Source organism: Ignavibacteriales bacterium (assembly GCA_026390575.1).
In the GTDB taxonomy this organism is placed as follows: domain Bacteria; phylum Bacteroidota; class Ignavibacteria; order UBA10030; family UBA10030; genus Fen-1298.
The window spans coordinates 141,151-164,957 of the sequence record JAPLFR010000015.1 but is presented as its reverse complement, the minus strand read 5'-3'; the positions used below and the strand labels follow the sequence as shown (position 1 = coordinate 164,957).

At 42.4% G+C, this 23,807-nt stretch carries 33 protein-coding genes; 1 reads left to right on the top strand and 32 read right to left on the bottom strand.

Annotated features, from left to right (window positions below; genetic code table 11):
- Window positions 1-19: 19 nt before the first annotated feature.
- From arsB to NTX44_11885, 26 genes are all read right to left on the bottom strand, one after another.
- Entirely contained in the window at window positions 20-1,066 is a 1,047-nt protein-coding gene (arsB, locus tag NTX44_12010; GenBank protein ID MCX6122324.1) for an ACR3 family arsenite efflux transporter, read from the bottom strand.
- Between the two features lie 11 nt (window positions 1,067-1,077).
- Window positions 1,078-1,500, bottom strand: a complete 423-nt coding sequence (locus NTX44_12005) for an arsenate reductase ArsC (protein MCX6122323.1) — start codon at window positions 1,498-1,500, stop codon at window positions 1,078-1,080.
- Between the two features lie 50 nt (window positions 1,501-1,550).
- Window positions 1,551-3,401: a TRC40/GET3/ArsA family transport-energizing ATPase gene (locus NTX44_12000; protein MCX6122322.1), complete on the bottom strand. Its 1,851-nt coding sequence runs from the start codon at window positions 3,399-3,401 to the stop codon at window positions 1,551-1,553.
- Window positions 3,402-3,435: 34 nt separating this feature from the next.
- The gene (gene arsD, locus NTX44_11995) at window positions 3,436-3,771 is read right to left on the bottom strand and encodes an arsenite efflux transporter metallochaperone ArsD (protein MCX6122321.1); all 336 of its coding nucleotides are present in this window, start codon (window positions 3,769-3,771) and stop codon (window positions 3,436-3,438) included.
- Window positions 3,772-3,795: 24 nt separating this feature from the next.
- The gene (locus NTX44_11990; protein ID MCX6122320.1) at window positions 3,796-4,137 is read right to left on the bottom strand and encodes a helix-turn-helix transcriptional regulator; all 342 of its coding nucleotides are present in this window, start codon (window positions 4,135-4,137) and stop codon (window positions 3,796-3,798) included.
- A 25-nt stretch (window positions 4,138-4,162) separates the two neighbouring features.
- Window positions 4,163-4,825, bottom strand: a complete 663-nt coding sequence (locus NTX44_11985) for an ABC transporter ATP-binding protein (protein ID MCX6122319.1) — start codon at window positions 4,823-4,825, stop codon at window positions 4,163-4,165.
- A gap of 4 nt (window positions 4,826-4,829) precedes the next feature.
- Window positions 4,830-6,047 carry an FtsX-like permease family protein gene (locus NTX44_11980; GenBank protein MCX6122318.1) on the bottom strand — a complete coding sequence of 406 codons (1,218 nt, stop codon included), beginning with the start codon at window positions 6,045-6,047 and terminating at the stop codon, window positions 4,830-4,832.
- 12 nt (window positions 6,048-6,059) lie between these two features.
- Window positions 6,060-6,896, bottom strand: a complete 837-nt coding sequence (locus NTX44_11975) for a hypothetical protein (GenBank protein ID MCX6122317.1) — start codon at window positions 6,894-6,896, stop codon at window positions 6,060-6,062.
- A gap of 35 nt (window positions 6,897-6,931) precedes the next feature.
- Complete coding sequence (locus NTX44_11970) at window positions 6,932-7,303, bottom strand: YlbF family regulator (GenBank protein MCX6122316.1); 372 nt, start codon at window positions 7,301-7,303, stop codon at window positions 6,932-6,934.
- Between the two features lie 14 nt (window positions 7,304-7,317).
- Entirely contained in the window at window positions 7,318-7,719 is a 402-nt protein-coding gene (locus NTX44_11965; GenBank protein MCX6122315.1) for a YlbF family regulator, read from the bottom strand.
- Window positions 7,720-7,746: 27 nt separating this feature from the next.
- The gene (locus NTX44_11960; protein MCX6122314.1) at window positions 7,747-8,049 is read right to left on the bottom strand and encodes a hypothetical protein; all 303 of its coding nucleotides are present in this window, start codon (window positions 8,047-8,049) and stop codon (window positions 7,747-7,749) included.
- A gap of 262 nt (window positions 8,050-8,311) precedes the next feature.
- The gene (locus NTX44_11955) at window positions 8,312-8,551 is read right to left on the bottom strand and encodes a carboxymuconolactone decarboxylase family protein (GenBank protein ID MCX6122313.1); all 240 of its coding nucleotides are present in this window, start codon (window positions 8,549-8,551) and stop codon (window positions 8,312-8,314) included.
- A 1-nt stretch (window position 8,552) separates the two neighbouring features.
- Window positions 8,553-8,945, bottom strand: a complete 393-nt coding sequence (locus NTX44_11950; GenBank protein ID MCX6122312.1) for a metalloregulator ArsR/SmtB family transcription factor — start codon at window positions 8,943-8,945, stop codon at window positions 8,553-8,555.
- 217 nt (window positions 8,946-9,162) lie between these two features.
- The gene (locus NTX44_11945) at window positions 9,163-9,420 is read right to left on the bottom strand and encodes a hypothetical protein (protein MCX6122311.1); all 258 of its coding nucleotides are present in this window, start codon (window positions 9,418-9,420) and stop codon (window positions 9,163-9,165) included.
- Window positions 9,421-9,438: 18 nt separating this feature from the next.
- The gene (locus NTX44_11940) at window positions 9,439-10,137 is read right to left on the bottom strand and encodes a cytochrome C biogenesis protein (GenBank protein ID MCX6122310.1); all 699 of its coding nucleotides are present in this window, start codon (window positions 10,135-10,137) and stop codon (window positions 9,439-9,441) included.
- Window positions 10,138-10,140: 3 nt separating this feature from the next.
- The gene (locus NTX44_11935; GenBank protein MCX6122309.1) at window positions 10,141-10,578 is read right to left on the bottom strand and encodes a thioredoxin family protein; all 438 of its coding nucleotides are present in this window, start codon (window positions 10,576-10,578) and stop codon (window positions 10,141-10,143) included.
- A gap of 5 nt (window positions 10,579-10,583) precedes the next feature.
- Window positions 10,584-10,817, bottom strand: a complete 234-nt coding sequence (locus tag NTX44_11930) for a thioredoxin family protein (GenBank protein MCX6122308.1) — start codon at window positions 10,815-10,817, stop codon at window positions 10,584-10,586.
- Between the two features lie 14 nt (window positions 10,818-10,831).
- The gene (locus tag NTX44_11925; GenBank protein ID MCX6122307.1) at window positions 10,832-11,857 is read right to left on the bottom strand and encodes a permease; all 1,026 of its coding nucleotides are present in this window, start codon (window positions 11,855-11,857) and stop codon (window positions 10,832-10,834) included.
- The gene (locus tag NTX44_11920) at window positions 11,857-12,102 is read right to left on the bottom strand and encodes a thioredoxin family protein (protein ID MCX6122306.1); all 246 of its coding nucleotides are present in this window, start codon (window positions 12,100-12,102) and stop codon (window positions 11,857-11,859) included. Before NTX44_11920 ends, NTX44_11925 begins: the two co-directional genes overlap by 1 nt.
- Before the next feature lie 18 nt (window positions 12,103-12,120).
- Window positions 12,121-12,468 carry a metalloregulator ArsR/SmtB family transcription factor gene (locus NTX44_11915; GenBank protein MCX6122305.1) on the bottom strand — a complete coding sequence of 116 codons (348 nt, stop codon included), beginning with the start codon at window positions 12,466-12,468 and terminating at the stop codon, window positions 12,121-12,123.
- 206 nt (window positions 12,469-12,674) lie between these two features.
- On the bottom strand, window positions 12,675-12,977 hold the full coding sequence (gene hgcB / locus NTX44_11910; GenBank protein MCX6122304.1) for a mercury methylation ferredoxin HgcB: 303 nt from the start codon (window positions 12,975-12,977) through the stop codon (window positions 12,675-12,677).
- A gap of 4 nt (window positions 12,978-12,981) precedes the next feature.
- Window positions 12,982-14,145: a mercury methylation corrinoid protein HgcA gene (hgcA, locus tag NTX44_11905; protein MCX6122303.1), complete on the bottom strand. Its 1,164-nt coding sequence runs from the start codon at window positions 14,143-14,145 to the stop codon at window positions 12,982-12,984.
- A 3-nt stretch (window positions 14,146-14,148) separates the two neighbouring features.
- Window positions 14,149-14,583, bottom strand: a complete 435-nt coding sequence (locus NTX44_11900; GenBank protein ID MCX6122302.1) for an arsenate reductase ArsC — start codon at window positions 14,581-14,583, stop codon at window positions 14,149-14,151.
- 35 nt (window positions 14,584-14,618) lie between these two features.
- Complete coding sequence (locus NTX44_11895; protein ID MCX6122301.1) at window positions 14,619-15,479, bottom strand: hypothetical protein; 861 nt, start codon at window positions 15,477-15,479, stop codon at window positions 14,619-14,621.
- A 64-nt stretch (window positions 15,480-15,543) separates the two neighbouring features.
- Window positions 15,544-16,353: an arsenite methyltransferase gene (locus NTX44_11890; GenBank protein MCX6122300.1), complete on the bottom strand. Its 810-nt coding sequence runs from the start codon at window positions 16,351-16,353 to the stop codon at window positions 15,544-15,546.
- Between the two features lie 57 nt (window positions 16,354-16,410).
- Entirely contained in the window at window positions 16,411-16,731 is a 321-nt protein-coding gene (locus NTX44_11885) for a metalloregulator ArsR/SmtB family transcription factor (GenBank protein MCX6122299.1), read from the bottom strand.
- Between the two features lie 236 nt (window positions 16,732-16,967).
- On the opposite strand from NTX44_11885, the gene NTX44_11880 reads away from it, so the two are divergent.
- Window positions 16,968-17,426 (top strand): hypothetical protein, encoded by a 459-nt coding sequence (locus NTX44_11880; protein MCX6122298.1) that lies wholly within the window; start codon window positions 16,968-16,970, stop codon window positions 17,424-17,426.
- Window positions 17,427-17,772: 346 nt separating this feature from the next.
- Here NTX44_11880 and ftsZ read toward each other — a convergent pair whose 3' ends face one another.
- The 6 genes from ftsZ to murC all read right to left on the bottom strand — a co-directional run bounded on the left by ftsZ (window position 17,773) and on the right by murC (window position 23,781).
- Window positions 17,773-18,945, bottom strand: a complete 1,173-nt coding sequence (gene ftsZ / locus NTX44_11875) for a cell division protein FtsZ (protein MCX6122297.1) — start codon at window positions 18,943-18,945, stop codon at window positions 17,773-17,775.
- Between the two features lie 95 nt (window positions 18,946-19,040).
- The gene (locus tag NTX44_11870) at window positions 19,041-19,397 is read right to left on the bottom strand and encodes a four helix bundle protein (protein MCX6122296.1); all 357 of its coding nucleotides are present in this window, start codon (window positions 19,395-19,397) and stop codon (window positions 19,041-19,043) included.
- Between the two features lie 49 nt (window positions 19,398-19,446).
- On the bottom strand, window positions 19,447-20,685 hold the full coding sequence (gene ftsA / locus NTX44_11865) for a cell division protein FtsA (GenBank protein MCX6122295.1): 1,239 nt from the start codon (window positions 20,683-20,685) through the stop codon (window positions 19,447-19,449).
- A gap of 44 nt (window positions 20,686-20,729) precedes the next feature.
- Window positions 20,730-21,491: an FtsQ-type POTRA domain-containing protein gene (locus NTX44_11860; protein MCX6122294.1), complete on the bottom strand. Its 762-nt coding sequence runs from the start codon at window positions 21,489-21,491 to the stop codon at window positions 20,730-20,732.
- The gene (gene murB, locus NTX44_11855; GenBank protein MCX6122293.1) at window positions 21,488-22,402 is read right to left on the bottom strand and encodes a UDP-N-acetylmuramate dehydrogenase; all 915 of its coding nucleotides are present in this window, start codon (window positions 22,400-22,402) and stop codon (window positions 21,488-21,490) included. Before murB ends, NTX44_11860 begins: the two co-directional genes overlap by 4 nt.
- Window positions 22,399-23,781 (bottom strand): UDP-N-acetylmuramate--L-alanine ligase, encoded by a 1,383-nt coding sequence (gene murC / locus NTX44_11850; protein MCX6122292.1) that lies wholly within the window; start codon window positions 23,779-23,781, stop codon window positions 22,399-22,401. The genes murB and murC overlap by 4 nt, the downstream gene beginning before the upstream one ends.
- Between the last annotated feature and the right edge of the window lie 26 nt (window positions 23,782-23,807).

Here is a 23,807-nt window from a genome sequence, read left to right as displayed (position 1 = left end):
TGAGTGATAATTGAGCAATTTATTGTACTGCAAAGTATTTTTTCCTAAACCTCAGTGCAACATTTACCAGCCCTATAAGCGCGGGCACTTCCACCAAGGGACCAATCACGGTTGCAAATGCTGCTTGTGAATTTATTCCGAACACCGAAACGGCCACAGCAATGGCTAATTCAAAATCATTACTGCCGGCGGTAAATGCCGTAGTTGTTGATTTTTCATAACCAGCTCCCATCTTCTTTGCAATAAAGAAAGTAATAAAAAACATACCGGCAAAATAAAACAAGTATGGGATAGCAACTCTTACGACATCAAGCGGCAATTCGACAATCTTTTCACCTTTGAGCGAGAACATCACAAAAATGGTAAAGAGCAATGCAATGGGAGTAAGAATCGAAATTTTCGGGACAAATGTTTTGTGATACCATTCTTTATCTTTAATCTTAATCAGGCTTGCGCGGGTTATCATTCCGCCAAAGAATGGTATGCCAAGATAGATAAGAACAGTAACAGCAATTTCCCTAATAGATATTTCTACAAGTGCTCCTTTGAATCCAAAAAGCGGTGGTAATACGGTGATAAAAAAGTAGGCATATACTGAATAGAGAAATACTTGAAAGATAGCGTTGAAGGCAACAAGCCCGGCGGCAAGCTCAGAATCGCCTTTTGCCAGATCATTCCACACCAGTACCATGGCAATGCAACGCGCAAGTCCTACGAGAATGACACCAATCATCATCTCTGGTTTATCAGGCAAGAACACAAGTGCAAGAATAAACATAACCAACGGACCGACAATCCAGTTTTGGATTAATGATAATGAAAGCAGTTTCACATTTTTGAAGACGACAGGCAGTTCTTCATATTTCACTTTTGCAAGCGGAGGATACATCATGAGAATTAATCCGATTGCAATGGGGATGTTTGTTGTGCCGGAGCTTAACGAATCCCAGAAACCAGCAATGTCGGGGAAGATAGATCCGGCTGCTACCCCCAAAAACATTGTAATGAATATCCACAGGGTCAGATACCTGTCAATGAATGATAACCTTTTCGATACTTGTTCCATTGCGATAGCCCTTAATTCGTTTTTAGATTTTTAGTATAAAAAGAGTTGAAATTATGTTTTATTTGGTCGCGTACTTTTCTGAATACAGAAAGAACTTCCTCTTCTGTTCCGGTTGCTACTGCGGGATCGTCGAATCCCATATGCAGACGATGTGTGACTTTGCCGATGAAAACTGGACAGGTTTCTTTTGCGTGATCGCATACCGTTATCACATAATCAAAAGAATCGTTTAGAAATTGATCCACGAGTTTGGTTTTGTGCGATGAGAGATCGATGCCAACTTCTTTCATCACTTGAATCGCTTTGGGATGAACCTTTTGCGCGGGGTTCGTGCCGGCAGAATATACCTCCAAGTTTGGATCGAATGACTTGAGGAATCCCTCCGCTATCTGGCTTCGGCAAGAATTACCGGTACAGAGAATGAGTATTTTCATTTTATTTCCAACCTTATTATGTTTACTAAACTTGAGTCAGCATTTATACGCTACGCTAGGACATTGTTCCTGAATAGCAAATCCGATGCCTTTTGAATCATTGCAATACCTTTTATTTCCGATTCCAGAAGGGGCATCACGGTAACCGGCAATCGAAACCTTTCCTTTATTTCTGCAAGGTATTTTTCCTGCATTATTCTTCTTTTGATGAAATATTTATTTGTGCAGTATTCCGGATCAAGCACTTGATTCGCAACAATGAACTGAGTTTGAATCCCGGCTTCTTTCAAATCAAGCATTGCGCGGTAGGCCTCAACGACCGGCGTTGATTCCGGATAGACAACAAATGAGAATATGGACCGTTCGGAATCTTTCATCCTTGCGATAACTTTATCAAACCTTTTTTGAGTGACTGATTTCGCATCCTGACTTTTTTGATTCGTCGTCACCATCAGGCTGACCTGATCGCTATAATCAAATGGAAGTTCAAGTAATCGCAGAGTATGTCCGGTTGGAGCTGTATCGAAAATAACAAAGTCATACTCATCACTTTCCACATAGCTCATAAATTTATCGAATGCCGCCATTTCTTCCGTACAAGGGGATTCCAGTTCTTCTTTAATGGCTATCATCATATCTTCAGAATACTTGGATTTTGATTCTTCAATAATCCTTTGCTTGTATTCTATCGTCGCTTTTTCCTGGTCTACGATGACAGACCAAAGATGGGGAACGCCCTCCACCTTTTGAATTTTGTCAGTGATATGCTGTTCGAGCACTTCGCCAATATGCGAAGCCGGATCGGTGGTTAAAAGAAGGGTCTTGTGGCCTTCTGATGCGAATTTATACGCTGTCGCCACAGAAATTACAGTTTTCCCGACTCCACCCTTTCCCGTGAAGAATATTGATTTGGTTTTGCCGTTTGGCTTAATTATTTCGTCAATTGAATCTGCTTCAAATTCTTTGAAGTGTGTTTTTACCAATTCGCCATTACCGAGGGAGTAGGTCTGATCAGTGGAATTGGCAAATAAGTCCCGCTCAATATTTAGTATTCTTTCCAGGCCTTTAATCTCACCGTCGCGCTGATACATTTTTCTGATCTTCAGCGGAAAATCGGACTGAATGATTTTCATATACTTCTGCTGCATTTCATATCTGCTCTTGAAGAACGGATGCTCGCATACTGCCTTCGGGAGTATACCATTAATAATCAATTCAACATTTTTAACACCGATTTCCTTTAATTCATTTGATGATCGTTTTGTCTCGTAGACGGACGTTTCTTCAGGCTGTAGAACAAACATAAAGGTCGTTCTCTTTGCATCACCGAGAAGTCGAGTAGCTTCATCATACTTCACTTTGTTTTCCTGGATAGAGGCAACGGGACCGATGCAAGTATTGCCCTCACCTTTTGCGCTTTCTTCGATGTGCTTGCTCCAATCCACAGGTAATTCAAGAAGGCGGATTGTATGTCCGGTAGGTGCAGTGTCAAAAATGACCGCGTCATACTTCTCGCCTTTGCCCTCTTTTTCAGCGACCATGAAATCGACGAATCGATCGAATGAGGCAATTTCCGTTGTGCATGGAGAATTAAATTGCTCCTCCAAGACCACCATGACGCTTTCGGGCATAACGGCTCGCATGGGCGAGAGTATTCTTTCGCGATATTCTTCAGTCGCTTTATCCGGGTCAATTTCCATTCCCCAAAGATTATTCATCAAGGGTGTAATTTTATGTCCAATCTCTGTTTCAAAGACATCGGCCAGATTACTCGCCGGATCGGTCGTAACTATTAAGGTTCTTTTACCTTCATTTGCATAGTGAACGGCTGTTGCACAAGCCATCGTTGTTTTACCTACGCCACCTTTACCGCTGAAGAAAATATATTTTGTGTTATTCATTTTATGATATCAGATTCATTCGAATTATGTTTTATTATTTATCTTTTACAAATTTCATAAACTCATCATACGATGGATATGATTTTTCTTTTACTACCTTGCCATTCATGAGAGTAATCGGAAGTATCTCAACACCGTTTGTTTGGAGACGTTTCATGACTTCCGGCTGCTGCATAAACTTCTGCCCTTGCTGGCTGAGTAAATATCTTTCTATGTGCACTTTTCCATCATATTCTTTTTTAATTTTTAATATTGCTTCACTAATATCCAGCAGTGCAGGATCAATATCCGGCCCGCATAATCCGCTTGGGCAGCACATGGGCGGATCAAAGATTTCGATTTGAATTAATTTAATTTGTTGCATTGTCATATTTCATTCTCCTAACATCTCATACTATTTACAGCAATTTTGGATTCGAAAACCACCCTTCATACACGAGAGAAAATCCTGAACAAGCTTTGAAAGCCGTTCCAGCTTCTCCGTGTTGATTGAATAACAAGACATTGTTCCCTTCTGTTCTCGGATCACAAGATTTAATTTGACTAAAACCGATAAATGCTGCGATACTGTTGCCTGAGCAAGAGGAAGTGCTTCAACAAAATTTGCACAGCTACACCCTTTAACACTGGCGAGCTGCAACAAAATTGCTACCCGCGCAGGATGTGAGAGACTTTTCGCTAATGACGAAAGTTCTCTGTCATATCCATAAAATGTTTTAACTTTTTGCTGTGCCATAATTCATGCATCCTTTCAGCGTAAATTAAACAGAGCGTATCTCTCCATCAACGATTTTGACAGACCGGTCTGATAGGTTTGCCAAGTTTGGATCATGTGTAACCAGGACAACGGTCTTTCCTTTTTTATTCACTTCTTTAAGAATATTTATTATTTCGGAAGCTGTACCTGGATCAAGATTACCTGTAGGTTCATCCGCCAATATTAAATGCGGATTTTTTACCAGCGCCCTTGCCAAAGCGACGCGCTGTTGTTGTCCCACGCTCAATTCGCTTGGAAGATGTTCGAGACGTTCCGACAAACCCATCCGATTCAAAATGCTTAGGATATCTTTTCCATTCCTGCCATTTGGAGCAGACAAGCTCAAAGATATTTGAACGTTGTCATAAACATTCAAATACGGCAGCAAATTAAACGTTTGAAACACAAAACCAATGTTTTGTGCGCGCCAATCTGCTCGTTTATTTAACTTCCACTCATAGATAGGATCGTTCTTCCAGAATACTTTTCCAGACGTTGGCGAACTCATGCCTCCCAGCGTGAGGAGCAGTGTGCTTTTTCCGGAACCACTTGGGCCGATAATGCTCAAGAATTCACCTTCTTTAATTTCAAGTGAGATATTCTTCAGCGCTTGAACCTTTGTATGCCTGCCCGTAAAAACCTTATTGATATTTTCGACTTTTATCATGAAATCAATCCTCTTGCATAATGACATGTGGATCTACTTTGGTCGCCCTGATTATCGGTAAAATACTCGCGATGAGAGAAACGAGTATTGAAACAAGGATCCCATACACGGCTAGCATTGGTATAGGAAGCACTGGAATATCCGCCAGCCTCGGCCCCAGGACAACTGCAATGAGTGTTCCCACAATGTATCCGATAATTCCGCCTGCAAGACCTATGAGAAGGGATTTGAGTAAAAATAGTTTGACGATCCAACCCGGCGTTGCTCCCATAGCCATGAGAATGCCTATTTCGCGCCGTCGTTCATACACATTTGCAAACATATAATTTGCGATGGTGGCACCGCCAATGATGACAATAATAATCAGCAAAAGAAGAGATAAATTATTCATCATATTATTGGTATTGATTTGCGTGCTTACGATTTGCGTAATAGTAACAACTTTGGCATCGGGCAACAGTTTGTTCAGTTTTTGAATAAGTCCTTTGGAAATCTCAGAACAGCAACCTACGATTTCAATGACATTTAAAGCAGACTTGCGGTTATTCAGATTTTGAACAGTGTGGAGATGTGCAAAGATTCTGTTGTCATCCACTGTGCCGGTTACTGGCAGCACTGCATTGACAAAGAATGTTTGTTTTAATATGCGAAGGGAATCTCCTTCTTGCAGTTTTAGCTTTTGTGCAATATCGCAGCCTACCAGAACAGCATTCCCTGATAAATCTTCGATCACACGTTTTCGCACCTGAGTTTTCTTAGAGTCAGTCAGGCCGGGGATATTTGGAACGGTTCCGCATCCTTCCGGTCTGGAAAAAACTCCCAAAGCTCCCTGCCAAGTGGCCTTCGACTTAAATTCATTTTTCGGCATAATTCCTGTAAGGACTGTTTTCTGTCCATTGACTTCGACCGGAACGCTCAGTTTAGGAGAGAGATTATCAAGACCTTGAATATCCGAATTGATTAAAACGTCCACATAGCTTTCCGGAATTTCTTCTTCCTGAAAATCGGCACTGTAGTAATCCTGTACCGTCGCTGATTTAGGCAGGATGAGAACATTAGCCCCCAGAGCATCCAATTCTCTCGATACCGCTTTTTCTGAATAGACGCTAATGTTCTTGATGCCTACAATAACAGCAATGCCAAGTGTAATCGCAGTTAAACTGGTTACTAATTGGTTTCCGCGTTGAAATGTTTCCTTAAAAACTAATTTTCTTATTTTCATTTTTTACTCTTCCTACTTCTTGGAACCACAGCAACTACCACCGGAACACGAGGCTAAACCAGCAATAAGAGTTTCCTTGGTTATTTTTCCCTTAAATACACCGCCAATTTTATTCGGCGGGACAATCATAACGGTAGAGGCTTCTGTTGATGTGTTCTCTACTTTACACTGCGTGAGAAAGTCTTTTATATTACCCTCACTCGGATCCTGCTTAATGATATCCACATAGCCAGCGACACGTGTATCTTTAGAGAATTCTACAGCGACATTTTCCACTTCGGTATTTAACGTTGTATTCTTATTCTGAAGCAATATTAATGCGATTTTACCTGACTGAACTGTTTTTAAAATATTCATAATCAAATTTGGGACCATACAATCTGTAAGCTGTTTCTCCGTGGCTTTTTGAGGGAAGCCGCCCGTTATCGCACCGTTGGGTGCGAATACAAGGAGAATGGGAAGTGGCGCTTGATTAATGCCATATTTTTGAATCACATCCGATTCCTTGCTATCAGTTGTCATGGCTTCATAAGTCTTTATCGGTTTGACCGATTTTTTTACGAAGGCCTGAACGGTCTTCCGCATTTCTTGGTAAGAATCGTCTTTCTTTTCATAAAACATTATATACAGGTAATCGCCATTTTGCTGAGCCTGTGCAATTGCCTTATTTGCTGATTCGGGTGCAGAAGAACTTTTCCCCATTGTCTGCTTTTGAGTTTTTGAACGATTTGCCGTTTGTGAATTAGCAGAATCACTCATACAGATTAAAATGGTGACTAGGGCAAAGACGATCATTATTGATCCAATGTTTTTAGAATTCAAGTAACGTACCATCAGTTGATTCTCCATTTAATATTGTTTTCATAATCAAACATTAGCTACTCCTATCCACAGCACGATGGTGGCGCAGCTGCAGAGGCAAAATCAAATCTCAATATTTTACTCAGTACATCGTTGCATTCATGCAATCGGTTCACCATTACTTGACGTGTTTGAGTATAGGTCGATGTGACAGGGTGCGAGTTGAGTTTTTTTTGAAGTGCGCGCACATCGTCAATTTCTTCTTGTGTAATTGTTCCATGAGATTGCTTTGATTGGGCCATGGTCTGTTTCTCACCGAACTGCTTCCGGACTTCGCGCAATTCAGGATTTCCTTGAAATTCAGCTTTCGCTTTCACAAAGGCTTTCATCTCGTGGGAATTTATCAGAGCATTCACAAACAGTTCGGCATCAGTTTGAAGTTGTGTATTTAACATTGTCATCTCCTCTTCTATCCACAGCACCCACGCTGGGGTTTGGACAATCCGGAAAAATCCATATTGAGCTTTTCGCTGATAAATTCATTCAATTCTCTGAGCAATGGAACTAGATTTTCCTGAGCAGCAAAATATGCCGTGAGCGTCTGATTTGACTCGATTAATTTCTTTATTTGTCTGACCTGCTGCATTGCCTCTTCGGTTGAACTTTTTAATCGCCACATCAATTGAAGCGCTTGCTGAGCTTCCTCATGTTTTTTAAGCAATGCCTGAGCTTGGAGGTCGTTCTGGAAACGTTTTTCTGCATCACTATATGCTTGATACTCTGCCGTTTCAACAATGGCATTGCCAAGTTTAAGCGCAGCATTATTAATATCTATTGTGCTTACTTCCTTCTGCTTTTCAGTCGTATGCATACTGTATTGATCTCCATCTTTTATCATTTACTCTTCGGCTGTAAGTATTCGTTCAAGCTCTTGTGCAATAGTACGCTCTGAAAGTTTACCGCCATTCTGAATGAGCTTACCATCGACAGTTACAAAAGGAGGAGCCTGACCTTCCTTGAGCAAATTCATAATATTCTCAAACTTGAACGATTCCGGTGAATATAATTCAACATACACCGTGCGGACATTCTCTCCATACCTCGATGCAAGCCGGCGGCCAATCAGGTCTGCCGCTGCTTTCCACGTTTTGGCTGGATCGCATGCTTTCATCGGCAAACCAAAAATGTGGACTGTCGCCATTTCGCACTCAGCAACAATTCCCGCCACTACAGCAGCTTGAACCACCACCGGTCTTTTGATTCACCTGAGAACCAGTGAGGATTGAAAAGCCACCGAATACCTGTTCAATCTTACTGCTTCCACACTTTTCGCATGTGATAGAAGCTTCGCGGTCCTTTCGTTCCTTATCCGCAACTGTCAAGAAAGACTCAAATGTGTACCCACATTCTTTACAATGAAATTCATATGTTGGCATGGTATTCCTCTTTGATTATCGTTGATATTACTGTTCTTTTCGTCCGCTCTGAAGAAGCTCGTCTGCTAATTTATAAATATCTGCAATAGGGCGTTCTTTTACCTTTTTAGAAAGCGCAATTGCTTCAGAAACATCATCTATATTACAGCCTGCCTTCATTGCTTCCGCAAAATGATAGCGCAGGCATGGCAGACAGTTTCCCCCGATAGATGCCCCAATGGCAATCAATTCGCGAATTTGTGTATTCATAATAGATGATTGAGGCATATTATTGAGCTCCTACGAGTGCAGGCATTAGATGAGGCTTAAGAACGGAGTACGTTGTGCAGCATCCACGCTGAATATTTTTGGCAAGGAGCTGAGTGTCGCGTTGCGCCACTGGATTCGCCTTCAGTCCGGCAGCAATTGACTGTAATAATTGTCGTTGTTCAGCACTCTGAGACTCCGCGATAGAATAGAGCATCCAAAGTCCTTGCTTACGGTACTTTACGAGGCCTGCTTTGCGGAGATATGAAAGATGACGGGAGACCTTTGTTTGAGAAAAACGAAGAGTTTTCTCAATATCACATACACACAACTCATCCGATGCAAGAATGAGATAATAGATCCTCAACCGAGATTCATCGGAAAGTGTCTTAAATATTTTAGATAGGTTTTTCATCTGTATCCTCTATATTTGCTTAGACAAATATATATATTTGTATAAACAAATGCAATATTTAAGCCGTTCCCTCTTTATAAAATATTTTAAAATTGGAAGAACGGATTCTTATACCGGATTCTCAAATGCGGCTGCGATCTTTTTCATGGCTTCTTAGGTCGGCATATTACGCAGGCAATAGTCAATGCCATTCTTTAGAGTTGTCGATTTGCATACCTTACTCCTTGTTCTGCTTTTCAATAAACTTGCGATACTCCCGAAACAAAGCGTCTTTGTAATCAGATTCTGTTCCGGGTGAAATATAATTTCCATAATCTTTGACCAACTGAAGGAGTTCGGTTTTAAGTTGCTCTTCATCCTTAATACCTGAAACGTAGATATGCTTCAGTGTTTCTTCCAAACCAATAATTCCTGCATCAAAGTTTCCAACATTAATTATCTTTGCTATCGGTTTTATACAACAAGATTTTGACATGTTTCTATATCTTCTCTTTTATGAAGAATATAATGTATAGATACCTCCGAGCACCACAAGGAAACCGGCAACACGTTTTGTCCAAAGAACTGTGTTTGATTTATTCGTCCAATCGAGATACGACTGAATGCGAGAAGCAAGTCCACCGGCAGTAACAATGACCCCGCAATGTCCCACACCGAAGGCAAGCAAAAGCAAACCGGCTGCAATTGTATTTGTTGTAGAAAGTTGGAATACAACACCGAGCACCGGAGCCATATATGCAAATGTGCAGGGCCCTAAAGCAATGCCGAAAACCAGACCAAGCACTAATGCTGATAATAATGGAGAACGAATTCCCATCGGTCTCAATCCAACATTTGTGTCGGGAAGGCGAATAATATCCATTAAATATAATCCGACAACAAAAAAGATTATTGCGACAAACCATTTGCCATAGATACCGACATCGCCCATAATGCGTCCCAAAGCTGCTGTAATAATTCCTATGACGGCAATGGTGATAAAGATACCAAGAGAGAAAATAAACGAGAGAAGAATTCCGCGAGACATTTTCTTTTCACCTTGCGCTGTAAGAAATCCGATAATGAGCGGGATGCTGGAAAGATGGCAAGGACTAAGAAGGATGCTCAGGATTCCCCAGACAAAAGAGGCAAGCAGTGCAAGCGAATAACTGCCATAGAGAGCTTCTGTTAACGATGTGAAAAGAGATTCCATACATTATCCTTTATCGTTAGATTTAGGTTTTAGACCTTTCGATTGCAGGAACGCATCAATGTCCTTCTCCGGGAAAAAACCTTCATGCCGCATAAGCTCATTGCCCTTGGAATCCAGAAATACCTGTGTGGGTATCAAACGGATCTTATACACCTGTGCAAAATGCGATTGGTCTTGCTGCCAGACATCATAAAAAATTATCTTGACCTGGCTTCCATATTTTTCTTCGATGGATTTCATAACAGGCTGCATAGCTTTGCAAGGAATGCATCTGACAGAACCAAGCTCGATAAATGTAACAAGAGGCTTTGTAACAATTTTGCTCGAATCTTTTAGAGCTGGCACTGGCTTCGCTCGTTTAATCGATTTCTTTGATTGAGCAATTGCAAATGTGCAAACCATAATACTGAGTAAGAGAGTTACAATGATCTGTTTCTTCATACATGCTATCCTTTCATCCATTCAAGAAGTTGAGTGTCTTTAGGTATAGATCCGACACTTTTCAATACTCCATCGATCACTAAACCGGGAGTTGCTAAAATCCCGAATTTTATCATCTCTTGAATATCGGTCACTTTTTCAACTTCTATAGGTAGTTGATGTTTTGCGACTAATTGACGAACTCGTTCTTCAAGCGTTTTACACTTCGTACAGCTCGACCCGAGAATTTGAACTTTCATAACATCTCCATTTTTTAGTACACAATATTAAAGAGATAGCCTACGATTATGATACCGACAGCCACGACACCGACAAAAATGGAGATCAGTTTCAATTTGAGGACTTTTCGGAGAATGATCGTTTCCGGCAGTGATAATCCGATAACCGCCATCATAAATGCAAGTGTCGTTCCAAGTGATGCTCCTTTTTCGAGCAGGGCATGAACGATGGGGATTATTCCTGCCGCATTGGAATAGAGCGGGACACCGATAATAACAGCGATGGGAACCGACCACCATGCTGATTTGCCCATGAGTCCGGCCATAAAATTTTCCGGTACATATCCGTGAATACCGGCACCGACACCGATACCAACGAGAAGGTACGGCCAGACTTTCCCGACAATGTCCTTCACCGCATCATATCCGAATTGAATCCTATCACGAAATGTTAATTTCGCTTCTTCAATCGCATTCGGATTCGAATGGATTTGATACACCCAATCTTCCACCAAGTGTTCTACTTTCAAGCGGCCGATCACATAACCGGCGGTAATGGCTATGACCAATCCCGTGCTCACATATAATAATGCCGTTTGCCAGCCGAACAATCCAAAGAGCAATACCACAGCAATTTCGTTAATCATAGGAGCAGCAATCAGAAATGAAAATGTGACTCCCAGAGGCACACCAGATTCTACAAATCCGATGAAGAGTGGAATTGCAGAACACGAACAAAACGGTGTGACAATTCCGAGCATACTTGCAAGGACATTTCCGGTAAAAAGGGATTTCCCCTCGAGGATTTTGCGTGTGCGTTCAGGAGAAAAATATGTACGCACAATACCGACTGCGAACACGATAAGAGTCAAAAGGAGCAGTACTTTGGGCACTTCAAACACGAAAAACCGGACAGATTCCGTTAAGTGTTCACCGGAAGTCAACCGTATAAGAGAAATAAATCCATCTGCAAGAGGCTGCAATGCCATATAGATAATAATCCATACGGCTAACAAGACCAATGTGAAGCTGATGGTATTGCGTTCAAACAATTTATTCATTATACGCTCCGATGAGCAAGGAGAAGTTCTTTAATTTTTTCCACTGTCGGTACAAATCCGGAAGTTGCGACTTTTTCATCGATTACCAAACCGGGTGTACGCATAATGCCATAAGAAGCAATCTGTTGATAATCCGTTACTTTTTCGACAGCAGCATCCATTTTTAATTCCTGCAAAGCTTCGATGGTTCGTTTTTCTAGAGTCTTACAGTTCATACAACCGGGACCTAATACCTTGATGTTCATAACAAATCCTTTCGGGATTCAGAGTTTTGTTATTTTGATTCGATCGACGCGAAAGACCTTTTTTAGATCTGCCTGCACTATGTCGTCGTCTTCAAATGAATTTTTAATAAGATTGATGGTAGAACGAATAAATTTACGATCAGATTTATCATTAATTCGGAAGTTCACCCATTTCCCTTCCTTTGAATCCAAAAGAAGATCGGCGTTTCTAAGAATTGTCAGATGTTGGGAGACTGTCGAATTGGAAAGATTAAGCATTTCCCGTACTTCACACATACACAGTTCGCGCTTACAGAGCATCTTCACAATGCGAATTCGATTGGGGTCGCTTAGCGCCTTGAATACATTTACATAATCACGTTTCATTATATGCTCCTATATTTCGTCAACTAACGAAATATAACACAGAAGAAAGTGATTGTCAAGCGACATTAAGAGAATTAGTAATTGACTAACTTGAGGTAGCAGGATAAGATATTTGTTGCACTTTTCATTCCGAAACAGATGCACTCCGGAATGGAACTGTACTATACCATAAATGACTACTTATTGATAGAATGAATCTGGTCAAATTAATTGCAAGAAACCTCGTCCGGGCCGCCGCATGTTGGAGCTGTACCGTTAAATGCACCTTGTATAATTCCTGCAGCACATCCGCATCCATCTCCCACATCAAGGAGAATCGCTCCCTGCGGACAGTTCTTTTTACATGCGCCGCATTCCATGCAAAAATCACGGCCGACAATGCGAACCTTCTTATCTTTCAGCTCAAAAACTTCATGCGGGCACACCTTCACACACATACCGCAGTTATTGCACTTCTCCTGGATCAGTTGGAGGGTGACAACCTCAGAATAATATCGTAGTCTGTTCATAGGATTACCTTCCTGAGAATGTACCATGAAGAATGATGAGAATCACGGCAATGACTACAGAAGCAATTTGTACCGGCACTGCAATTCTCATTTCCTTCTTGACTCCTGCAAGAGATGTGAATGTCGACGCTCCGGTAAAATTCATTGCGAGAAATGATGAAATACCAGAAAGAAGAAAAAATATTGTTGGAGTAATAAAAATTGTATTTTCAAATGACTTTCCTGCTACAATGATCGATGAGACAATGACTCCCATAAGGAGTCCTTTAAAAGAAAAGCTGCGGAACAAAAGATATGGGAGCAGGAGCGGAGTCAAGACTATTCCAGAAATATATCCTGCTACAATTATTTGAGAAAGAAAAACTATGTGCCCGGATGCTTGCCGAAGAGAAAATCCATCTCTATTGATTCCGGAAAGAATAAAAAAGAATACCAGCAATATGCCTAGATATCGGAGATTATATATTAGATCGTTGGGGACAAGCTTCAGGCGGTCGTACCATTCAAACTTTACACGCCTCATTTCTTTGGATGCTTTATATCCTGCATGTATGAATGACGGAATATCAGACGCTCTCACAGGCCCATAAATCACGGTATATCCGGAAGTTTCTTTGACCAGATGCGCGGCAACACCAACGGCGCCAAGCTGCGGAAGAATGATGCGCCTGTGCTGCACGATTTTGTCAAGAGAAGTTATGTATATTCGGTTGATAAGTTCTTTCGTTCCGAATGTTCCTTTTCCGGCCGAGCACCACACATTGACTCCTTTTGTATCCAAGACCATAAGCCATACGTTCATCCCCTCGAGATTTTTGCGAACCTTATCAAAGGACAGCTTATAGTTGGCGGTCACGAGGACATCTGAGCGTTCGTTCGGTGTTCCCACAGCGTAGAGTCCCGGGTCGATACGATACCGATCTCTTCCAAGGCCCCAACGTACTTTCACAGCACCAAGAAAATCCGATACATCCAAGCGAGTAGTAATCTTTGGAACTGCTCCCGCTGGAGTTGGAATTGCGCCTATAATGAAATTGCGGTTGATCACTGCCGGTTTGGTTCCTTCTTCTGCAGGTGATTGGCAATAATTCTGATTGACTTCTTTCCTGGTAATAGAAACCAACTCGTTCGTATTCCCGCATCCGCATTTTTGATCAGAGCATCCCATATGCTATCCTTGATTATCTTTCAGCTTTGATTTATAAAATTCATAAAACTGTTCTTTGATTTCGTCCCGTACTCGCCGAAATACTGCAAGCACTTCATCTTCCGTGCCTTGTGCTTCTGCCGGATCATCGAACCCGATATGGAGCTGGTGTTTTACGTTTCCAGCAAAAATCGGGCAAATTTCTTTTGCATGATCACACACTGTGATGATATAATCGAACGGTTCACCAATGAATTGCTCAACCGATTTTGGATGGCCGCCGCCGATGTCTATGTCAATTTCTTTCATGACCTGATACGCATGTGACGAAACACGCACTGCTGGATTGGTTCCAGCAGAAAAGATTTCCAGTTTCGAATCGAACGACTTCAGAAACCCTTCTGCCATTTGGCTTCTGCAGGAATTGCCGGTGCAAAGAATAAGAATACGTTTTGACATAGATTTAATCTCTGGCTTCTTCTTCACTTATCGATTCAAGAGGTAATCCAACTGACTGTGTACTCGGTACCTTCAGGAATTGTTAATTTTGGTTCATCGATAATCCAAGAACCCTGCAAACCGAGCTCACGCACAGCGAATTTAAAGTGGCACATCGCAATACCCATATCCACTCGTTGCAAATCTGCAAGCCGCAATAAATTGAATATCAGACTGCCTTTTCCATATCCTTTTGTTCGCTGGAGATAGAAATGCCATGCATTCCCGTTTCGAACAAGCCGCCAGGGTTGTTTGTTTGAAGCTGAAGGCGCCCAGCGAACCATTTCGAGCACCTGCGCATACATGCCGATATTTTCTTCATTAATTGGATTTCCAAAAAACTTATCAAAGAATAAATTTTCCTTGGGAAGTCGGTGCTGTGCGCCCGCACGCTTGCGTATCTGACCTCTGATATTATCGTTGCCTGCGATATATCCGATTGCTGTAACCGCCGGTATTATTTCTGTGCTTGTTGCTGAAATCTTTTTTGCAAAACTGCTCTTTGTAAAGGATCCTCCAAGCCAACATGTCCCTAACCCTATGTCAGTCGCAACGAGGACAGCATGTTCCAAGAGGTATCCATAATCTTCTAGGTTTTTTGATCCATGTTCCACTGCTCCAACAATAAAACCTGTTGCGTTCTTGATGAAACCATAAGTACCAAGTCCCTTGAGAGATTTTCGATCGTACTCGGTCGCTGCAATGAGTGCAAACCGCGATTGGGTTCCAAAAGGTCCTGTGCGGTTCAGTTCTAGAAAATCCATCACTGTTCGCCGGTCATCTTCTCCAATGGGTTTATCAAGATATGTGCGACAGGAGAAGCGTTGTTGAATAATTTCAGAAATAGGTTTATTCATTCTGGGGTACTGTTTTTCAACTTTTCAATTTTTATAGAGTACTGTCTTTTTTGATAAAAATCTTTTATGGTTTTTCCGCATACACTGTAACACTAAAAATACCAATGTGGCTTTTTTTGTACTCTCTTAGTAACTCGACTGAAAGAAACTTTGCTAGTATTTCATTCGGAATATCGATCTTGCGATCTTTTTGAACGACGATGTTTGTAAATCCTGCTTCTTTAATAATGCGTAAATACTCTTCTTTTTGAACTGCACCGGAAATACATCCTGCATACAATGTCGCTTCGTTGCGCAAATCATCCGGAAGCTCTCCTTGCAGAACAATATCCGAGATGCTGAAATGTCCGCCTTGCTTAATAATACGGAATGTTTCAGAAAATGCTTTCTGTTTGTTGGGGACAAGGTTCATCACACAATTGCTCACAACGACATCGGCCGTGTTGTCTTCAACCGGCATGTTGTCGATATCACCGAGACGAAATTCTACATTCGTGAATCCAAGTTTTACAGCATTTGCTTTTGCTTTGGCAATCATTGCTTCCGTCATATCGATCCCGATGACCCGACCGGTCTCGCCTACAATAGAGCGTGCAATAAAGCAATCATTTCCCGCGCCCGAACCAAGATCAACGACGGTGTCACTCGGTTCGATCTGAGCAAACTCCGTCGGCAACCCGCACCCTAATGCGAGATCGGCATCAGCAACGTACCCGGGAAGTTTTTTGTAATCTTCTGCCATAATGGAAAACTCGACATTTGAACATCCACATGTGCTCCCGCAGCAGGAAGACTGGTTCTGTTGTTTTGATTGTTCGGCGATGGCTCCATATTTCTCTTTTACCATCTCCTTTATTTCTTGTTCCGTGTTCATATATTTTCTCCAATTATTGTTTATCGCAATATTACGATTGGTTAGGGTAAAAAAATATCAACAACAATTTTTTGCATTAACAAGAAATTGAGATAGGAGTTGTTTCGCCTCGCCCCATGCTTTCTGATTAATACAATAACAGACTCGCGGTCCTTCAATATCACCTTTAATAAGACCGACGCGTTTCAACTCGGCAAGATGCTGTGAAACAGTTGCCTGCGATAATGGAAGTTCTTCGACGATATCCCCGCAGATGCATGTATCCTTCTTGGCAAGAAATTCGAGGATCGCGATGCGCGCCGGATGCGCCAGGGCTTTCGCTAAATCAGCAAGCCGATTCTGACTATTACTAAAAGCTTCTTTCTTTGATGTTCCCATAGTTCTTATATCGTAATAATACGATAGAAGTTTCAAAAAATCAATAGTCAACCAAAAAATATTTTTAGAATCAAAAAATACTCCGGTCTCCCGGAGATAACAACTTGGAAGTAGAGAGACTCATTCCATGACAATAATTTACAATTCCTGACCGAACGGTGACATCTTTAGCGTATCGTGGGCGTATTAAGTACCAGTCGACGAATTATAAACCCACACTTTTACAGGAGGATGTTATGAACAAGAAACAAATGATATTGGCTGCACTGATGATAGTTGTAATAACCGGTCTTTCACAGGCGCAAACCTTTTATCCTGCTCTCAAAGGATATTCTGCTGAAGCGAAAGAACAACTGGATCTCGCGTATGCGTCCCTTTTAAAATCTCAGAACAACCATTATATTGAAAACGCTCTTGCTACTGTTACGATGATACAACTGGATCTTCCTGCGGACAAATTTCCGATGATCCAAAATAGAATTGATACTATTGCAGCGCATGCTGCAACACCGACAATTCAATATAGAGCATCATTAGCGAAAGCAGTGTTTGCTAACACGGCTTTCTTCAAAGAAGAGGCTACATGTCATTATAAGACCACGGATGCATTTTTCAGCGCAGTTGCTGAGAGGGCGGTAAAGCTCAATGAATACTCATTAAACTATCGTTCCTTGAAGGAAAATAACGAAAAATAATTCGGAAAAAAATCTTTGAACTGATTTTCGAATAATCCAAGATACATTTTTATGGGTTCACCGCACCCGCAAATAAACAGCGGCCTCCTAAATAACAAAACGGAGAGTTCTTTACAGGATTCTCCGTTTTTGTTTATATATTTCCATTGCTCAGAAAAAATATTAATGTTTTTTGTTGAGACTTGTCTAGAGTTTGAAAAAGATGTTACCATAATAAAAAACTCCGGCCTCCCGGAGATAACGACCCGGAACTGGAAGACCGGAGATATGTGAACCATCCTTCATTCCCACCGTGCAAGAGAGAATGGACGGAAACTCATTTTTTTAATATGGTACGATTGTATTTTTAATCCATAATTTTTCTCAGAAACGCCGGACGTTCTGAATCGGATTTATCAATTTTCTCGCGCATTCCAACTTCGCGGAGCGGTGTATTTGGAATTTCCACGCCGCGCCGGGCATAGGTTGGCACGTCGAACCGTTGAAGTTCGGTTGGACCTACGGGGACATGATCGATTAATTTTGCAGCTGGTTTTGCTGGCCGTTGTATTGCCGCCGCGCGCTTGTTGAATCCCGTCGCGATGACGGTGACCATAATTTCTTCCGTCATATTCTCATCGATCACAGTACCGAGGATGACATTCGCTTCTTCGCCTGCCGCTTCGTGAATGATTTTTGTCGCTTCATCCACTTCGGTCAGACTGAGTTCCTTGCCGCCTGTGATGTTGATAAGAATGCCCTGCGCACCGGCGATAGAGACACCTTCAAGCAGCGGACTAGAAATTGCCATTTGCGCCGCTTCCGTTGCACGATTATCACCAGTAGCAATTCCGGTACCCATGAGCGCATCGCCCATTTCTTTCATGATCGTGCGGACATCAGCGAAGTCGACATTGATATAACCAGGAATCGTGATGACCTCCGAGATTCCACGGGTGGCATTATAGAGCACCTGATTTGCAATCTCAAACGCTTCCATAATTGGAGTGCGGCGATCAATGAGATCGAGTAGCTTCTGGTTTGGAATGACGATAAGTGTATCGACATTCTTTTTCAGCTCTTCAATTCCTTCTATAGCTTGTTCATTCCGCTTTTTTCCTTCACTATTAAACGGTTTCGTTACAATGCCAACCACAAGCGCACCAACGCTTTTTGCAATGTTTGCCACCAACGGAGCGCCGCCTGTTCCAGTACCACCGCCCATTCCTGCTGTGATGAAAACCATATCGCACCCGCTTAGCGATTGGGCGATCTCTTCTCGGTCCTCTTCCACGGCACGGAATCCGATGCTGGGGTCAGAGCCTGCACCAAGACCGCGTGTGAGATTTTTGCCGATTTGAAGTTTGTGCTCGGCTTTGCTGCGCTCCAATGCTTGAAGATCTGTATTAATGGAAACAAAGTCGACGCCGGTTAGTCCTTTGTCGATCATGCTATTGACGGCATTACCGCCTCCTCCGCCAACGCCAATGACACGAATTTTTGCTCCTCGACCAGATGGTATATCAAGTTCGATAGGCACGGTATATTCTCCTTTTAAGTTAGTTTGTTGTTTGTTAGTAATTACTAATTCTATTTCATTACACAGTCGGCAGACTACAGAATGCAGACTGAAACTTAATCTTTAATAATTGTTCGTTGAAAGCCAATAAGCATTGCAATGATTTCATCAATTTGTTCAAATAGATATTTATGTTGTTGTTCAGTTGTATATTTATTTTCTAAAGCAATATCAATGCATCCAATACACTCATGAGCAGAACGGATTGCATAATCTAAGAACTTAGCGAATTCCTTGTTCGATCGATTACCTGCACCCTCTGCAATATTAAGCACAATTGAATCTACAGCTCTTTGGAATTGAGACGTCAGCGAGAATAATTCTCTCTTTGGAAAATCATTTGTCACTTTTCTAACATCCATACTTAACAATAATCCTTTTTGATATACATGTAATTTTCTAAAATTATGCATGGTTCTATCTTTTTTCTGTCATCTGTAATCTGTTCTTCTGCTGTCTCGTTTACAACTCATCAAACCATGATTTCATTTTTTGGAAAATTGTTTTTCCTTTTCCATCCTGAATAACAGCTTTTACTCCTGATCGGTCCCGGTTTTTCAATTCGTGCATTACTAATCCAACCCCGGTTGCATAAATAGGATTTTCAATTTCCCGCACGAGTCCGGAGCTGAACCCGCCAGGAATTCCAATCTTTACGGGCATGCCCAGTACTTCTTTGGCAAGATCAGCTGTTCCTTTGATAAGCGATCCGCCGCCTGTAAGGACGACGCCAGCCGAGAGATGCTTGGAATATCCAGAGCGCTTGATTTCCATCGCGGCAAATTCTAGAATCTCTTCCATCCGCGGTTGTATTACTTTGCATAGAAGCCGTTTGTCAATATCTATGGGCGCGCGGCCGCCGATGCCGGGAAGTTGAATCGGCTGGTTATCCACAATTGCCGGTTCATATGTGAAACCGTATTCAACTTTCGTTCTTTCTGCTTGATCTGTCAAAATGCCGAATCCTTTGCGAATATCGTCTGTTACTTTTTTGCCGGCAATACCGATGACAGCGGTATGGCGAATCGTGCGCTCTTCAAATACTGCAAGATCCGTCGTGCCGCCGCCAATATCCAGCAGCGCCACACCAACTTCTTTTTCTTCATCATCCAATACCGCATAACTTGATGCAAGCGGTTCAAGCACCATATCATTAACATGCAGACCGGCGCGTTGAACACATTTATAAATGTTTTGCGCCGCTGTGACAAGTCCGGTGATAATATGGACAACTGCTTCCATCCGCACGCCGGACATACCAACTGGATCATAAATTCCATCCTGTCCATCAACAATAAACTGTTGCGGAATAACGTGAATAATTTTTCTGTCGAGCGGGAGCGCGACACGTTTGGTGTCTTCAATCAGCCGATCAACATCTTCCTGTGTGATTTCATTTTCCGGCCTGCTGATACTGATGACACCGCGGCTTTGAAAGCTTTGGATGTGGTCACCTGCGATGCCAACCGTAACGGTTGTGATCTTTACACCGGATTGCTGCTCGGCATCTTGCACCGCTGCTTGAATAGAGCGAACAGTTTTTTCAATGTTCGTTACAACGCCACGCGTCAATCCTTCCGATGCGCTTTTTCCGATGCCGAGAATTTTCAATTTACCGGGATAATTATCATCCGGCGACGCGACGATTGCGCATACTTTCGTTGTGCCAATATCTAACCCAACTGCAATATCTTGTTCCATGCTACTTCCTTATAGTCAATAGTTCTTCCATCAGAGCTTTGCCGCTATAGGCTTTTCGTCGCCGATGGTTCGGATTTCCAACTTGCTACAACTTGATCTTGATAGCGTAAATCTACATACTGCAGCAATTGTGTACCGCGTGTACGCACTATAGTGTTCCAAAAAGTTTCTAACCGTACTAATTTACTGGGCATTTCATCGCGCCCGAAGATGATAGGCACGCCGCCTTCTGCCGAATAAACGACAATATCGCCCCCATTCCGCAATTGCACTTCTGAGATATTATGATACATCGGACGATTCACTGTCTTCATCGTGCTCAGCAGCTGCAATGCTTCAATAACATCCGGCTGTTTGATGATTGAACCTAAGACCATCGGTTCGCTGGCCGAAATTCCGCTGATCATTGGCAGATCAAATAATCTGTGCGAAATACTTCTTGGAAGCACCACGCCATTTTCATCCAAATACATTGTTTCAGCGCGGTTCACGATTGCGATCGGAACACGTTCCAGAACTTGAATATGGATGGAATTAGGCAGGTTGCGTTCCACTAGTGCATCTTTTATATAGTGATGACTCATCACATTCCGCTGAACTGCCGTTAAGTCAACATTATACAGAAGCGTGTTCATCTGAACTTGGGTGAGTTGAAGAATCTCATTTGCTCCGACAATTCGGTTGCCATCGACCTTAATCTGTTTTATTTTCAGACTTGATTTCCAAGCGTTCGCACCGAATACAAGACAAATCACAATGGTGACGAGCACTGACACGCCGGCAATTTTATGTTTTATTCCGCTCATGCGGCTTCCTTTGCGAAATTCGAAAACCCCACCATCTTTACTTCTAATTCCAACATCAAACCAGAATTTTGATATACCGTGCGTTTTACTAAATCGATCAGTCTCACTATGTCTGCCGCTTTTGCATTACCTAGATTGACAATGAAGTTGGCATGTTTTTCTGAAATCTGTGCATTGCCTACGCGTTTACCTTTGAGTCCGGCTTGCTCGATCAACTTTGCAGCAAATGTATTCGGCGGATTCTTAAACATGCTGCCGAGATTTGGATACTCCAACGGCTGTGTTTCGTTGCGCTTTAAAATGAACTCGCGTCGTAGTGCTGAAAGTTTTTCTTTATCCCCATCCTTTAATTTGAACGTTGCACCCAATACAACATCATCGGCAAAACGAGAGTGTCGATAGGTAAAAGATTCTTCGTCTTTTTGAATTCGCTGAACAATGCCGTCACGAATAACTTCTACTTCCACGAGATGGTCTGCAATTTCTCCACCGTGCGCACCAGCATTCATTACTACTGCTCCGCCGATCGTGCCTGGAATTCCGGCAAGCATTTCTACGCCGGCAAGTTCGTTTTGGATACAGAAATCTACAAACCTGGTCAACCGCACGCCAGCCTCAGCGAACACCAAACTATTTTCCATGCGGATGCCTGAAAGCGAATTTTCAATATTGAGGACAGCCCCGCGAACTCCCTCATCGCTGATGAGCACGTTGCTGCCGCGTCCAAGCATTATCCAGGAATAGTGATTCACACGGAAATACTCGACAATGGAAATCAAATCATTCTTGTCCGCTGGTTCGATATAGAAATCCGCAGGCCCTCCGACTTTCATCCACGTGTACTTTGTCATTGGCACATCGACAGCAATGTTCCCGCGAAGAAATTTCTGTATGTCCGTTAGAGAAATCATTTATTTGAAAATAGTTTTAAGAATTCTTCACCGTATTTCCAGATATCGCCCGCGCCCATCGTAATAACAATATCACCAGACTTGACAATGGTTTTGAGAAATGCAGGAACCTGTTTTTTATCTGGCACGTAATGAACATCCTTGTGACCAAACTGCTGTGCCGCATTCACAATTAACTCGCCGCTCACGCCTTGAATCGGTTCTTCACGTGCCGGATAGACATCCGTCACAACGAGCACATCGGACAAGAGAAACGACTTGCCAAAGTCTTCATAGAAATCACGCGTGCGGCTGTAGAGGTGCGGTTGAAAGACACACACGACACGGCGGCGCCAGCCGGCTTTTACACCGGAAAGTGTAGCCCTGCACTCGGTTGGATGATGTGCATAGTCGTCATAGACTGCAATGCCATTGCGTTCGCCTTTCTTTTCCCATCTGCGATAAACACCGGAAAACTTTTCAATGCCTGATTTAATTTTTTCAAATGGAACACCAAGCTCCAGTCCGACGGCAATTGCACCAAGTGAATTCTGCACGTTATGCTTGCCCGGCACTTGAAGCGTGATCAAACCGAGTTCGTTATTACTGCGTAGAAGTGTGAACGTTGTGGTATTATCTTTATGATGGATATCAACTGCTTGTACATCTGCTTGCGGATTGAGACCGTATGTTATAATTTTTTTCTTGCTGAGATTTGGCATGATATCCAAAAGCGCCGGCTCATCAAGGCATAGAACAATGAATCCGTAGAACGGTATTTTATTGCCGAATTGAATAAACGCGCTTTTGATGTCTTCCAAATCTCGATAGCAATCAAGATGGTCGGTCTCGAGCGTTGTCAGTACAGCAATAGTCGGCGAGATAGATAAAAATGACCGATCATACTCATCCGCTTCTACGACAATAAATTCTCCGCGTCCAAGCCGTGCATTCGTTCCGCCGAGTCCGCTGAGTTTTCCACCGACGATAACAGTCGGATCAAGTCCGCCTTCCATGAGAACGAGACTTGTCATCGATGTTGTTGTAGTTTTTCCGTGTGTACCAGCAATGCCTATACCGTATTTCAAACGCATGACTTCTGCAAGCATTTCTGCTCTTCGCACAACAGGAATCTTTCGCCTCTGCGCCTCAAGAATTTCCGGGTTATCCGGTTGAACAGCGGATGAATACACAACTGTATCCACATCGTTCGCAATGTTGCTTGCACGATGTCCTTCAAAGGTGATAGCACCGAGACTTTGGAGGCGTTCGGTGACTTCGGACAGAGATCGGTCAGATCCGCTGACTTTGAATCCTTGGTCGAGCAATATTTCTGCAATGCCGCTCATACCGATGCCGCCAATCCCGATAAAATGTAATTTCTTTATTGAACTAAACATCTAATACTCTTTCATGAAATATTTCT